At 49.0% G+C, this 13,244-nt stretch carries 16 protein-coding genes; 9 read left to right on the forward strand and 7 right to left on the reverse strand.

Annotation, left to right across the window (positions count from 1 at the left end; genetic code table 11):
• Positions 1-132 precede the first annotated feature (132 nt).
• Positions 133-1,077: an L-threonine 3-dehydrogenase gene (locus tag M3152_RS01670; protein WP_251693469.1), complete on the forward strand. Its 945-nt coding sequence runs from the start codon at positions 133-135 to the stop codon at positions 1,075-1,077.
• A 173-nt stretch (positions 1,078-1,250) separates the two neighbouring features.
• Here the strand turns inward: M3152_RS01670 and M3152_RS01675 are convergent, their stop codons facing one another.
• The 4 genes from M3152_RS01675 to thiD all read right to left on the reverse strand — a co-directional run bounded on the left by M3152_RS01675 (position 1,251) and on the right by thiD (position 4,955).
• Positions 1,251-2,603 carry a YjiH family protein gene (locus M3152_RS01675; protein WP_251693470.1) on the reverse strand — a complete coding sequence of 451 codons (1,353 nt, stop codon included), beginning with the start codon at positions 2,601-2,603 and terminating at the stop codon, positions 1,251-1,253.
• Between the two features lie 171 nt (positions 2,604-2,774).
• Positions 2,775-3,446: a bacillithiol biosynthesis deacetylase BshB2 gene (bshB2, locus tag M3152_RS01680; protein ID WP_251693471.1), complete on the reverse strand. Its 672-nt coding sequence runs from the start codon at positions 3,444-3,446 to the stop codon at positions 2,775-2,777.
• Between the two features lie 28 nt (positions 3,447-3,474).
• Positions 3,475-3,825, reverse strand: a complete 351-nt coding sequence (locus M3152_RS01685) for a YojF family protein (protein ID WP_251693472.1) — start codon at positions 3,823-3,825, stop codon at positions 3,475-3,477.
• A gap of 296 nt (positions 3,826-4,121) precedes the next feature.
• Entirely contained in the window at positions 4,122-4,955 is an 834-nt protein-coding gene (thiD, locus tag M3152_RS01690; RefSeq protein ID WP_251693473.1) for a bifunctional hydroxymethylpyrimidine kinase/phosphomethylpyrimidine kinase, read from the reverse strand.
• 335 nt (positions 4,956-5,290) lie between these two features.
• Between thiD and M3152_RS01695 the strand changes: the two genes are divergently transcribed.
• From M3152_RS01695 to M3152_RS01715, 5 genes are read left to right on the forward strand one after another with little or no spacing between them, the layout of a single operon-like run.
• On the forward strand, positions 5,291-6,049 hold the full coding sequence (locus M3152_RS01695; protein WP_251693474.1) for a DUF4230 domain-containing protein: 759 nt from the start codon (positions 5,291-5,293) through the stop codon (positions 6,047-6,049).
• A gap of 5 nt (positions 6,050-6,054) precedes the next feature.
• Positions 6,055-6,741 carry a uracil-DNA glycosylase gene (locus M3152_RS01700; RefSeq protein ID WP_251693475.1) on the forward strand — a complete coding sequence of 229 codons (687 nt, stop codon included), beginning with the start codon at positions 6,055-6,057 and terminating at the stop codon, positions 6,739-6,741.
• A 16-nt stretch (positions 6,742-6,757) separates the two neighbouring features.
• Positions 6,758-6,934, forward strand: a complete 177-nt coding sequence (locus M3152_RS01705; RefSeq protein ID WP_251693476.1) for a uracil-DNA glycosylase — start codon at positions 6,758-6,760, stop codon at positions 6,932-6,934.
• The gene (locus M3152_RS01710; protein ID WP_251693477.1) at positions 6,931-7,194 is read left to right on the forward strand and encodes a YwdI family protein; all 264 of its coding nucleotides are present in this window, start codon (positions 6,931-6,933) and stop codon (positions 7,192-7,194) included. The genes M3152_RS01705 and M3152_RS01710 overlap by 4 nt, the downstream gene beginning before the upstream one ends.
• 59 nt (positions 7,195-7,253) lie before the next feature.
• Positions 7,254-7,634: a DUF423 domain-containing protein gene (locus M3152_RS01715; protein WP_251693478.1), complete on the forward strand. Its 381-nt coding sequence runs from the start codon at positions 7,254-7,256 to the stop codon at positions 7,632-7,634.
• 277 nt (positions 7,635-7,911) lie between these two features.
• Here the strand turns inward: M3152_RS01715 and M3152_RS01720 are convergent, their stop codons facing one another.
• Positions 7,912-8,268 carry a spore coat protein GerQ gene (locus tag M3152_RS01720; RefSeq protein ID WP_251693479.1) on the reverse strand — a complete coding sequence of 119 codons (357 nt, stop codon included), beginning with the start codon at positions 8,266-8,268 and terminating at the stop codon, positions 7,912-7,914.
• Between the two features lie 154 nt (positions 8,269-8,422).
• On the opposite strand from M3152_RS01720, the gene M3152_RS01725 reads away from it, so the two are divergent.
• Both M3152_RS01725 and M3152_RS01730 read left to right on the forward strand, forming a co-directional pair.
• On the forward strand, positions 8,423-9,274 hold the full coding sequence (locus M3152_RS01725) for an aminopeptidase (RefSeq protein WP_251693480.1): 852 nt from the start codon (positions 8,423-8,425) through the stop codon (positions 9,272-9,274).
• A 288-nt stretch (positions 9,275-9,562) separates the two neighbouring features.
• A complete protein-coding gene (locus tag M3152_RS01730) occupies positions 9,563-10,336 on the forward strand; it encodes an alpha/beta fold hydrolase (RefSeq protein WP_251693481.1) in 774 nt (257 codons plus the stop codon).
• A 192-nt stretch (positions 10,337-10,528) separates the two neighbouring features.
• On the opposite strand, the gene hemQ is transcribed toward M3152_RS01730, so the two are convergent.
• Complete coding sequence (gene hemQ, locus M3152_RS01735) at positions 10,529-11,278, reverse strand: hydrogen peroxide-dependent heme synthase (RefSeq protein ID WP_251693482.1); 750 nt, start codon at positions 11,276-11,278, stop codon at positions 10,529-10,531.
• A 186-nt stretch (positions 11,279-11,464) separates the two neighbouring features.
• On the opposite strand from hemQ, the gene M3152_RS01740 reads away from it, so the two are divergent.
• Complete coding sequence (locus tag M3152_RS01740) at positions 11,465-12,301, forward strand: lipoate--protein ligase family protein (protein WP_251693483.1); 837 nt, start codon at positions 11,465-11,467, stop codon at positions 12,299-12,301.
• 154 nt (positions 12,302-12,455) lie between these two features.
• Here the strand turns inward: M3152_RS01740 and M3152_RS01745 are convergent, their stop codons facing one another.
• Positions 12,456-13,091, reverse strand: coding sequence for an RsfA family transcriptional regulator (locus M3152_RS01745; RefSeq protein ID WP_251693484.1), 636 nt, complete (start codon positions 13,089-13,091; stop codon positions 12,456-12,458).
• Between the last annotated feature and the right edge of the window lie 153 nt (positions 13,092-13,244).

Genomic DNA, 13,244 nt, shown 5'->3' on the forward strand with positions numbered 1-13,244 from the left:
GGAAGGAAAAGCTGTTGTGTTTTACAGGCGCACATAATATAATCTTTTTATATTGATGTTAATGGGTTTATTCAATTATTAAAAAATTATGTCCTTTCCATAAAAGCATTTGAATAGTAGGAGGAGTCAGTATTGAAAAAAATTATGGTGACCGGAGCACTTGGCCAGATCGGTTCGGAATTAATTGGCAAGTTGCAGAAAGAATATGGCGAAGAAAATGTGTTGTCGACAGATATTCGCCAACCGCTCGAGCCGATTGCGGGACCGTTCCAAGTCCTCGATGTGACGGATGGCAAGAAGATGCACGACGTGGCGAAGGATTTCGGTGCGGACACGATTATGCATATGGCGGCGCTTCTATCAGCTAAAGCCGAAGCTGAACCGCTATTTGCTTGGAACCTCAACATGGGCGGACTCATGAATGCGCTTGAGACTGCGCGCGAGCTCAACATGCAATTTTTCACGCCAAGCTCGATCGGGGCATTCGGCCCTTCGACACCGAAGTTGAATACACCGCAAGACACATTGCAACGACCGACGACGATGTATGGTGTCAATAAAGTCTCGGGTGAGCTATTATGCGATTATTACTTCCACCGATTCGGCCTCGACACGCGCGGTGTGCGCTTCCCGGGATTGATTTCCTACGTGGCGCAGCCAGGCGGGGGAACGACCGATTACGCCGTGGATATTTACTATAAAGCAATTACGGACGGGAAGTATGAGTCCTTCATTGCAGAAGGCACGTGCATGGATATGATGTATATGCCGGACGCCTTGCAAGCAATTGTCGACCTGATGGAAGCGGATCCTGCCAAATTGATGCACCGCAACGCGTTCAATGTGACCGCGATGTGCTTCGAGCCGGGCGAGATCGCAGCATCGATCAAAAAGCATATTCCGGATTTTGAATTGACGTATAACGTCGACCCGGTCCGTCAAGCGATTGCGGACAGCTGGCCTGATCACATCGACTCATCAGCGGCTATCGCAGAGTGGGGATTCAAGACATCATATGATTTGGATGCGATGACTGTGGATATGCTGGAGAAACTGAAGAAGAAATTGAAAGCGTAACATGAAAAGAGCCGCTGATCCGAAATTGGGATCAGCGGCTTTTCATTATTGTCTAGCTTCAACGACCAGGCCTTCGGGTCATAAGTCAACCCAGCTTAAGTGGCAAAAAGCGCCACTACGCAAGGTTGTCTTATGCCTGTCAGGCCTAAGCGGCCGTTTCCGCTTTTCGTTATTCAAAACAATAAATGTGCTACGCCTGCAACGATCGGCAGGGCGATCAACGTACGCAATAGGAAAATGATGATTAAATCCAAAATGTTGATAGGAATTTTCGTTCCGAGAATCAAACCGCCGACCTCGGACATGTAAATTAGCTGGACGACTGAAATCGTCGCAATCGTGAACAACGTCATTGGCGAAGTGATGGAGCCTTCAGCCAAAATGACCGGCAGGAACATGTCCGCAAAACCGACGACCATCGTCTGTGCCGCAGCCGCAGCTTCCGGAATGCCCAATACGGAAAGGATTGGTTCAAACGGCTTCCCTAAAAATGTGAAGACGCCTGTGTATTCAGCTAGCATGAGCGCTACTGTACCGAAAGCCATGACGACCGGTGCAACGCCGATCCACATATCGAGCACATTGCGCATGCCGTCCGTGAAGATCCTGCCGATGGAACGGTTCTTCGAAGCGGTATCGAGTGCGTTTTCGAGTCCGTGATTGAACACATTATAGCCTTCAGGGAGTTTTTCATCATCCCCCGTGAAAGGACGGCCGTCTATGTACTCGGATTTCTTGCCTCTGAGCGGATAAATCCTCGGCATGATGAGCGCCAAAATGATACCTGTCAACAGTACCGTTCCGTAAAACGGAACGAAGTAGTTCGACATGCCGACCGTGTCGATAATAACGAGTGAAAACGTAATGGAAACAACTGAAAACGTCGTCGCGATAATTGCGGCTTCCCTTTGTGTATAATGACCGTCCTCATATTGCTTGCTCGTCAACAGGACGCCAATCGTACCGTCGCCGATCCATGAAGCGAGCGCATCTATGGAGGAACGTCCAGGAAGTTTGAATAATGGACGCATCACTTTCACCATCATCGTCCCGAAGAACTCCAACAGACCAAAATTTAATAATAATGGCAATAAAAGACCTGCGAAAAGGAAGATTGTGAATAAGAATGACACAAGGCCATCCGGTGCGAGAAGCAAGCCGCCTGTGTTTTCACTCCAGATTGCTTCAGGCCCAAGTTTGAATGTGACCATGATAGCGAATACAGCTCCGAGTAAACGGGTAACTGTCCAGAACGGTGTCACTTTGAACAATCCTTCCATAAGAGAAGGGTTGGAACTTGAACGCGGAATGAAAGCATACAGCAACGAGCCGATTGCCGCGATTACAATAATGATCATTGCAGTCATCGGCATGGCAGGTTCGAGCCAGCCGGACAGGATATCCGCGAATTTTGCGATTGGAACTTTCCATTCTTCCCCGAATTTAAGAGGAATCATGAAAAGGATAACGCCGAGTATGGATGGAATTAGAAAGTAGAGCCATGTGGATAAATGATGTTTTTTCAACTCTTTCTTGCTCCTTTATGAATAAAATATCGTTATTCTTGTATAATCATACATACTATCGGGTTTTCATCCAGTTGTAAATACAATGGATAGAAATTGAACTATTCAGTTTTTTGATGAAGTTATAAAGAGGCCCCGTCTGCAATTGCAACGGGGCATGGCTGCTTTTGTCTATTCCCAACGATAGGTGAAAAATTTCTCTTCGTGTAGCCATTTCAATGCTTCCGGGTCTTTCTCGGCCAGTCTTTTTTCCATATCACGCATCATCCAGACGGTCTGGGACGCGTGTGCGTTCAATGTATTGAGCTTTTTCTGCGCAGCTCCTTCAACATTATGGATGACGTCAGGTGCGCCAAGTTTTTCTGCAGTGTTATTCGCAAACGCGATCGTATACAACGTCGGGCGTTCGGATTCCTTCATCCTTCCGACGGCACCGACGACAGCGCGTCCCGTTGCATCGTGGTCAGGATGGACGGAGAGACCCGGATAGAACGTGATGATGAGGGATGGGTTCGTATCTTCAATCAAATCGGCGACGAGCTTGATCATCTTTTCATCGTCCTCGAATTCAATCGTCTTGTCGCGCAAGCCCATCATCCGAAGGTCCGTCAGTCCCATGGCGGCTGCCGCGTTCTTCAATTCCTGCTTGCGGATCTGCGGAAGTGTTTCACGGTTCGCGAACGGGGGATTCCCTAGATTCCGTCCCATTTCGCCCAGTGTCAGACAGGCGTACGTGACGGGGACCCCCATTTCGAGATATGTGGAAATCGTACCTGACACGCCGAAAGCTTCGTCGTCCGGGTGTGGAAAAATGACGAGCACATGGCGTTCTTCTTTAATCATCGAAAAGCCTCCTTCACAATCAAGTTGCTTAATATGTAAACGGTGTTTCGCTTATTTCGAGCGCAACGGCAAGTTTCCCGTCCGGATCGAGCCCTGCCATGAGCAGCCGATCGTGCTCGTCGACCGTATAGTGAGTGATGCCTTGCGCATAAATCCAGCCCGAAGGAAGCTTCAGGCCGACCCGATGCGGCGATTCGCCCGCCACCTTGCCAAGCTCATATTTGACGACGACATTCCGGATGAATGCCCCAGCGTTGAAAAATCCTTCCTTGAAATGGGCGGCATATGCGCCATTCGTCGTTTCAAGATGGATGTAAACGTCTTTATTCGCATAGGAATTCAGCAATTCCTGCAACCGATCCGGTTTCACGATCTCCATGAATAAATCCTCCTTCTTACAAAATGCACATGAATTAAGTATATATAAATGTGTGGCTGAATGCGATTGACGCGGCTTGAGACAAAAGCAGAGGGTGGCTGCAGGGTTATGATGGAGTGGGTCAAAGGTAACAAAATGACAATAAAACTTGGGAAATGATCGATAACTTCTGGGAAATGAACGATAAGTCGGCTGAATTGATCGATAAACCTCGGGGAATGATCGATATCCGCCGGGAAATTAACGATAAACTAAAAAAAGCCAGAAGAGGAAGCCCTCTTCTGGTCTTTATACAATTAAATCTCTGTCGCTGTTATTTCAGGTGCGCCTACACGATTCGCGGCGCCGTGCATGACGGGGCCGACATATTCATTCAACTTCCAGCCGTTTGCAATTGCTGCGGACACGAATTTCTTCGCTGCGATAACCGCTTCTTTCACGTCAAGCCCATTTGCAAGGTTCGCCGTGATGGCGGCGGCAAATGTGCAGCCCGCACCGTGGTTGTAATGGGTAGCCGTTTTTTCTGCTTCGAGCAATGTGAATGTCTTGCCGTCATAAAACAGATCCGCCGCTTTGTCGTGTTGGAGCTGTTTACCACCTTTAATGACGACGTTACGTGCGCCAAGTGAATGGATTTTTTCAGCCACAGACTTCATCTGCTCAATTGTCGATGGTGTTTTCATGCTTGCCAGCTGGCCTGCCTCGAACAAGTTCGGCGTCACAATTTCCGCTTTTGGCAGCAAGTATTCCACCATTGCGTCGACAGTTCCCGGATTGAGGACTTCGTCTTCCCCTTTACAAACCATGACGGGATCGATGACGACGTGGTCGAGTCCGGATTCCGCAATCGCCTCGCCTGCAGTTTGGATGACTTCCTCTGTGCTGAGCATGCCTGTCTTAATCGCGTCGATGCCTGTCGAAAGAGCTGTTTTGATTTGCGCTTTCAATACATCAACAGGAAGGGAATAGACGTTGTGGCTCCAATTATTATCGGGATCCATCGTCACGACGACCGTCAGAGCTGTCATGCCGTATGTTCCGTGCTCTTGAAATGTTTTCAGGTCAGCCTGGATTCCTGCGCCGCCTGACGTATCTGATCCTGCAATAGTTAATGTCTTTTTCATAGTCATAGTTGGATTTCTCCTTTTTGTTGGATTGCATTCACAGTTAATAGTAATCAAATTGATGAAAGAATACAATTATTCCAACCAGGTGGCGGTTTATGCGTGATTGCGGGGATTTATAAGCGAATATGGGGATATATGCGTATCTGCGGACATTTATGAGTGAATGGATCATTTTATGAGCGAATCGACGAGTTTATGCGCATTTACAGGTTTTGGAATGAAAGGCTGATTGCTGCATGCTTATCTGTTGTCCACTACGAAACTTTCGGCTAGTCTAAACGTACAACTATATGTAGAAATATGCGATTACGAGTGTCGAAGGAAGGTGAAAAAAGGGTATGGAAGATAAAAAGAAATTGCAGGAGATTGAAAAACTGCTGAGAGAATTGAAGGCTTCAGAATCCGAGAGTGCCGTCACCGTTGAAGAAGCGTTAGGCAGGAAAAAGAAATCTTGGCGTCCGCGCATGCCATTTAGATTCCTGTCAATGTGGAAACGATCAGCAATCCTGCTGGCCGTACTCCTACTGCTTGCCGTCATTTCACTTCCGTTCATCGCCTTCCAATTTTTAAAACTAGGGAGCACCTTCACGGAACAGAAAGGTGTGTTCCTTGAACAAATACAAGAATTGAACGAAATGGCGACAGCTGAAGCCTATACGAAAGTCATCATCGAACGGCAGGACAACCAATTATTTGGCCAAAGCATCGGCCTCAATGTGCCGGGGACGAAGCGGCAGCTGCTCGTCGTCATTCCGGGCTCGGTGAAGGCCGGCGTCGATTTGTCCAAGCTTACCGAAAAAGATGTAGTCATAAATGAGAAGAACAAGACCGCGAAGCTTACATTGCCGGCCGCAACCTTCCTCGGAGGGGCGGAAATCTATTTCGACCAAGTCGAAGTATATTCCTATGAAGGCGCCTTCCGTCAAAAGGCGGATATCAAAGAGGCATACGAACTTGCCGCCGAAGCGAAGAACCTCATTATCGAGGAGGCAACCGGGCAAGGCGTGCTGAAGACGGCACAATTCAACGCAGAAAAAACATTGAAGGAAATGTTTTCATTCGCAGGCTACGACGTGACGATTGAATTCAAGGAGTGAGATGTTTGCAGAAAATAAGGTTCGGCAACGATTGGGATCGAGTGCTTGCGGAGCAATTCCATCAACCGTATTACTTGCAGCTTCGCGATTACCTAAAAACAGAATACGAAAGCCACACAGTGTATCCGCTTATGGAGGATATGTGGACAGCCTTCAAGCTGACGCCGTTCAAGGACGTGAAAGTGGTAATTCTTGGACAGGATCCGTACCACGGTCCCGGCCAAGCGCATGGCCTCAGTTTTTCGGTGAAGCCTGGCGTCAGGATTCCGCCGAGCTTGCGGAATATGTTCAAGGAATTGCAGTCCGATATCGGATGCACAATTCCCGAAACGGGAACCCTGACAGGTTGGGCGAAGCAGGGCGTACTTATGCTGAACACCGTCTTGACAGTACGGCAAGGGGAGGCGCATTCCCACCGGAAGCAAGGGTGGGAGCAGTTCACCGACGAAGTGATCCGCTGTTTGTCCGAACGGGACGAGCCGGTCGTTTTCATCCTTTGGGGGCGCCCTGCGCAAGAGAAGAAAAAGCTGATCGATCTGAATAAAAACGCCGTCATCGAAGCGGTCCATCCGAGCCCGCTCAGCGCGAGCCGTGGCTTTTTCGGCAGTCGGCCGTACTCCTCGGCGAACGCCATTTTGGAAGAGTGGAATGAAACGCCGATTGACTGGTGCCGAACAGACGACGGGCTGTAAGGGAAGAGGTGGGCGCATGGCTGTAAATTGTTTTCAATGTCAATACTTCTTCGTAACATGGGATCCGAAAAGTCCGCGTGGCTGCAAGGCATATGGCTTCAAGACTCGTGAACTGCCGTCTATCGTTGTGAGGCGATCATCGGGCATGGAATGTATGAAATACGAACCGAAGAAAGGGGGTGCTAGACAATGATTTCAACGGAACGGATCATCGAGGAAATGCAGCGCCAGCTCAATTACGCAAAAACCGCAGACGACGACCAAGCCGTCCGCGAGGCGCTGACAGCGATTCGGGCGCTCTGCCAAGTCGTGCTCGTCAGTAATGAAAAGCAAGACGAGCCAATCATTACGCCGAGAACAATGGCAATCTCCCATAAGCCGCGGATTTCGTCATTGGAAGGCAGGCCGCTGGACGAGGAAGACGCGAATGGCGGCTCGATCTTTGACTTCTAATCTTTGTAAGGCGAAAATGTTATAGAGAGAATCAACACAAGCGGAAAGTAGGAAATCATATGCCATTTTTCATCATCGCAGGCGCCGTCAACGCGGCAATTGCCGTTGCACTCGGCGCATTCGGAGCACACGCACTGAAAGAGCGCTTGTCCGAACGGTACCTAGCCATCTGGGAAACAGCCGTCCAATACCAAATGTTCCACGCAATCGGACTCATCGCAGTCGGCATCCTCATGAGCTCATCGCTCTTCGGGACGTCAACCGCTTTGACATGGGCAGGCTACTTGCTGCTCGCCGGCATCATCATCTTCTCCGGCAGCCTCTACATCTTGAGCCTATCCGGCATCGGCATTCTCGGTGCCATCACCCCAATCGGCGGCGTCGCCTTCATCGCGGGCTGGATCATGCTCATCATTGCAGCGGTAAAGTTCGGAAGATAATATCGAAACGGTTTGAAGAGCAACAGTTCTTCAGACCGTTTTTTTGAATCGCGTCGTGGGGGAGTGAGGGGACCCATGAGTGGCCCGCGTCCAAAACAAGCCGCCGCGCGTCCAAAGTCGGCGTCTCCGCGTCCAAAGCGAACTGCCCCGCGTCCAAAGCAAGCCTCCGCGCAACCAAAACAACTCTATGCCTCTCCAATACTTCATTAAATACATTTAGCACTTGAACAAAAAAAACAAGTCTTCCGATGCCACAATAGGCAACGGAAGACTTTTTTTACATTGGCTGTTGGTTGAAGTAATTCAGTTCTTCGTTGAACTCTGCATAGTCAAAGTAGATCATTGGCAATAAATAGCGTTTGCCGGCGGCTGTGCTCAAAATGACGTGGTCGCGCCCGGCCGCTTCCACCATCCCCGGAATAGCCAGTGTGTTTTTTCCGGCTTCTACGGCATGTTCGAAGGAGAAATGAAATACGCCGGGTTTGCCGCGGTTGAGGCGGAGGATGTTTTCAATATACGACTCCTCCCGGAATGGCGGCCTTCCTCCGGACGATGGAATTTGTGGCGGTGTTGCAGGCATTTGCATTTGTTGCTGTTGCTGTTGAAAACCTGGATACCAATAATATTGAACCATGTTTTTCATCCTTTCATTTTTAAACTTGCGGGCAATCCTGTTCAGTAGGGGAGAAGCGATACGCTACGGGATAAACCCCTCGGTTCCACCATATGCTTTTGAACTTTCAATGATGACTGAAAAATATGTATACTGGTGGGAGGGGGGAGAGTAAATGCATATTGAAAATAGCATTCCGGTTTTCTTGGAGTTCTGGGAATCCCATGAACAGCCAACACTTGACGACTTGGAATCGTATCTTACTGAGCATGCGAAAATCTATGAAAAGTATTTTCCAATCCATTGTCCGAGGACTGAGGAGCGACTATCAGCGGCGCTCCGGAAATATGAAGGTAAGATCGGCGACATCCGTTCCATCTCTGCGAGTTTACCCGACGTTATTCAAGAAACGGATGAGAAGTATGAGCAGGTATTCGGACTGGGCTTGGAGCTTTCATTCAAACTGATGGTTGGTACGTTCGGCTCGAATGCATTCGTGACGAGGGATAATCGACGTGAAATCTACTTTGCGGTTGAAAAGCTTTCCGCGGAGCGTGACCATTTGAAAGTGATCACTGCGCATGAAATTGGCCACGTCACGCATTTTGCGCTTGCCTCGCGCGCTGGGATCGATTGGTCCACTGTCGATTGGGGGCATGGCTTGACGACGCTGTTCACAGAAGGAGCCGCCACGTATTTATCGAAACGAATTGTTCCGGGACTTCAGGAGCCGGTCTATCTTTCATTCGATGACGAAGGCGAGCCATGGGTGAAGTGCTATGAGGAGAATAAAGCCGAAGTGAAACGGCGCTTTTTGGAAGACGCTTCAGGTGAGTGGGATATGGTGAAGGAGAAGGAATGGTTCCGTCTATCCGGCGGCTCGTATTTCGGCTATAACCGGATTGGTTACATCCTCGGTTTGGACTATGTCGAACAACTCGTCGGGCGGATCGGCGAGGATGCCGCGCTGACGTATTGGCATGGGAATGATGTGAAGGCGGATATAGTGGAATGGTTAAAGCAGTGAAAGGTGAGGGCCGTCTTGGATGGCTCTTTTTTGTTTACGGGAAGTCTGGGGGTTATGCGTGATTATATGGAAATATGCGTGTGAATTTCATTTTATGCGTGAGAAATCGACTTTATGCGCGAATGCAGACATTTATGCGCAGATAATTGGCATTATGCGTGATTCGCGGGATTTATGCGTGAATGAAGTGCCGCCTGTCGCGCCAAATGCTCTTGACCAATCAAGGTTTATTTAAAAATCGTATTTGGGGTATGGATGAGCAGAGTGCTTTTACGGAGGAGTGGTAGGATGCCGACATTCAAATCGGAAGGGACGGAGATTTATTACCAGGAAGAAGGGGAGGGCTTCCCACTTGTGCTGCTGCATGGTTTGACTAGCAACAGTGAAATGTTCCGGCATGAGATTGACCAGTTCAAAGAAAAGTATCGGGTCATCGCGCCGGACGCCAGGGGACATGGGAATTCTGATAAACCGGAGCAATATGAGTTGAAGGATCATATTTGGGATGTCGTCTCGCTCGTCGATCATCTTGGCCTGGATTCATTTCACCTGATTGGAGTGTCGATGGGGAGTTACATCGCGCAGGGAGTCGCCATTGAACTAGGCGACCGGGTGAAGAAGCTCGTTCTTGTCGCGACGAAATCCCATGGCGAGCAGGCTTCCATGGAAGAACTTTATGAGCGGCACGCCGACGAGATGGCGGGGATGACTGCTATTGATAAAATGATGGCTGCTTCGAAATACATGTTCCATAACCAGAAGGCGGTCGGGAAATGGCTGCATGAGACGGCGGAAAACAGTGAGCAATTGACATTGCATGAGCAGGCGATTGCTTCGAAAGCGTTAGAAGGATTCGATTTCAGGAAGGACCTGCATCGGATCCGTGCCGAGGCGCTCGTCATTGGCGGTTTGCACGACGGATTGAATCCGCCTGAATACGGTGAGGAGACTGCCCAGCTTATTCCGGCTGGTGTTTTCCTGGAATTCAAATTATCGGGCCACGCGCCGAATGTCGAACAGCCTCGCCTGTTCATCGAAGTCGTCTCGAACTTTTTGGAATGACCTGATGAGCCAAACACGCATAAATCGCTGCAGAAGCGCATAAATCCGGATATTCACGCATAAACCTCTAGAAATACGCATATCGCCGAATATGTACGCATAAATCCGCCCAAAAGCTCATAAACGCCCGCAATCACGCATAACTCAATTCACGCACACAAAAAAAGAGCCCCATTAAGAGGCTCTTTTTCATTAAACTGTGAAGAATGATGACTTCTTCTCTCCATTCAGTATCGTACCGATGAAGAATGAACCGAATACGCCATAGCGCGCGCTCACTTCGTCGAAGCGCATCTCGTAGACTAACTTCTTGAACTGGAGAACATCATCAGAGAACAATGTTACGCCCCATTCGAAATCGTCGAAACCGACGGAGCCTGAAATGATCTGCTTCACTTTGCCTGCATATCCGCGGCCGATCATGCCGTGGCTACGCATCAATTCCTTGCGCTTGTCCATGCTGAGCATATACCAGTTGTCTTCGCCTTCGCGCTTCTTATCCATCGGGTAGAAGCAGATGTATTGGTTGCGCGGGAGTTCCGGATACAGACGTCCACGTACATACGGGTTCTGGTACGGATCTTCATCCGACTCGCCCGCAAGATAATTGGACAGTTCCACGACGGATACATAGGAATAAGCCGGGATTGTATAATCTGCAATCGTCAATTTGTTGAATTCAGCTTCGAGCTCCTGCAGTTCGTCGATTGTCGGGCGCAGTATCATCAGCATGAAATCCGCTTTCTGCCCAACGACCGTGTAAAACGCATGGCTGCCCGTCTTCGCGTCATCCGCTTGTTGAAGTTTATCCAAATAAGCCATGAATTCGTCGATAGCTGCCTTGCGTTCCTCTTTAGAAATCAACTTCCAGGACGCCCAATCCATCGAGCGCAAATCATGTAGCACATACCAACCATCGAGTGTAATTGCTGCTTCGTTCATATGAATTCAAACTCCTTTAAACGTGATTTACTTCTTCCCATAGTGTAGCATAATGAACACGAAAACACGGTTCTTAAGCATAGAAGTCATACAATCTTCAAGAATGCAGGACTGTTCCCGAACGTGGAACTGGTGTATGCTTATAGCGGAAAATCAAAAGTAAAAAGATCACCAGGAGAATTTGAAATGTCCAATTTACAACTCCCAAAATGGCGTTTCATCGACGAATCGATGACCGCTAAAAATAGATCCGCATTGGAATCGTTCGCGATGGACGATACGCTCTGCCATCTCGTCGGTCAGAAATTGACCGTGCCGACCGTCCGCACTTGGGTGCATGACGAAACAGTCGTCCTCGGCATCCAAGATCACCGGCTGCCGCATATCGAAGAAGCGCTCCCGCTATTTCAGGAAGCCGGCTATAAGGTGATCGTCCGCAATTCAGGCGGTCTCGCGGTCGTCTTGGATGGCGGCGTGCTCAATATTTCCATAGTCCTATCTGAGCAGGAAGGGTCCATCGATATTCCGGTAGGGTATGAGGCGATGGTGGAATTCGTCCGCATGCTGTTCCCGGAAGTCGCGGAGCAGATCGAAGCGTATGAAATCGTCGGATCCTACTGCCCGGGCTCGTACGACTTGAGTATCGGCGGCAAGAAGTTCGCGGGGATTTCACAGCGCAGATTGCGCCAAGGCGTCGCGATCCAAGTGTACTTGTGCGTGGAAGGCAGCGGTGCTGAGCGCGCTCGCCTCATCCGCGATTTATACGAAACCGGTTTGCAAGGTGAGCAGACGAAGTTCACTTATCCGGATATCCGCCCGGAAGTGATGGCGTCGCTGTCCGAGCTGATTGGCGAGCCGATTTCTGTGAATGAAGTCGGAATCCGCGTCCAGCTGCTGTTGCGGTCGCTTTCCGAGGAGGAAGTCCAGATGGGCGGGTTTACGCCTGAGGAGATGGAGCTTTATTTGTTTTATTTGAATCGGGTTGTTGAGCGGAATCAGAAAATGCTTGCGAGAAGTCGTTGAAGATGTCACGATTATGCGCGGATAAACTGATTTATGAGCTTTTGCAGTGAAATATGCGTGAGAGAATGCATTTATGCGTTTCTGCATCGATTTATGCGCATTTACAGCGGTTTATGCGTTTTTAGCATCGTTTTAATCAAAAAAAACCGCCGGATCAGTGATTGATCGGCGGTTCTTTGGATACGAGATTTCCGTTCCGCTCCATCGTGAAGACGGGGGCCGTACGATCGGCATCGTCTTCCAATGTGACGAGGCGGCGTGCCCGGTTCATGATTTGTACGAATTGTTCGTAGTCGTTCCGAAGTGTTTTATTCTCTTGTTTCAGTTTGTCGATCTCTTTTTGGAGAGATTCGACTTTTTCGTTTGCCATTTTAGCAGTCTGCTTCCATCTGAGTGATTCAGTGTCGCCGCCGCCCGTATGGTGTAAACGGATTAAATAGGCAATGACTGTATCAAGCGATAAGGCGGATAAAGGAACTGCCATCTTTTCATCCTGATCGGTCCCTTGTGCAGGGTTGTATAATTGCTGGCTGCGTCGTTTGAAATCTGCACCCAAAACACGCATTGCCTGCTTCCGTTCTTTTTTTGCCTCTGCCAGTTCTTTTTCGTATTCGCGCCGGACGACCGCATTCCATCTGAAACCGCATGCTGCCGCGGTTCTGTTGAGTGCATCTCCGACCTCTTCAAATGCGCTGAGCTGTGTACTGCCTTCCCGGACGTGCCTTAGCACCGTCTCGGCTAATAAAATATCATTTTCCTCAAGCCAAGCATCCTGTCTAACTTTCACCATCTCCTTGCCTCCTGCCATGTTCATAGTCTCTTTCTTACGGTCAGTGTGTACAGTGTGAAAGCCTTTTATTCATCCAAACTGAAACGTAGGTCAAAATAATTGCAATCAATTCAATGAAACCCTTTCTTTTCTCTTGCCGGGTTTTTGATATAC

The sequence above is a fragment of the Sporosarcina luteola genome (assembly GCF_023715245.1).
GTDB lineage: Bacteria > Bacillota > Bacilli > Bacillales_A > Planococcaceae > Sporosarcina > Sporosarcina luteola_C.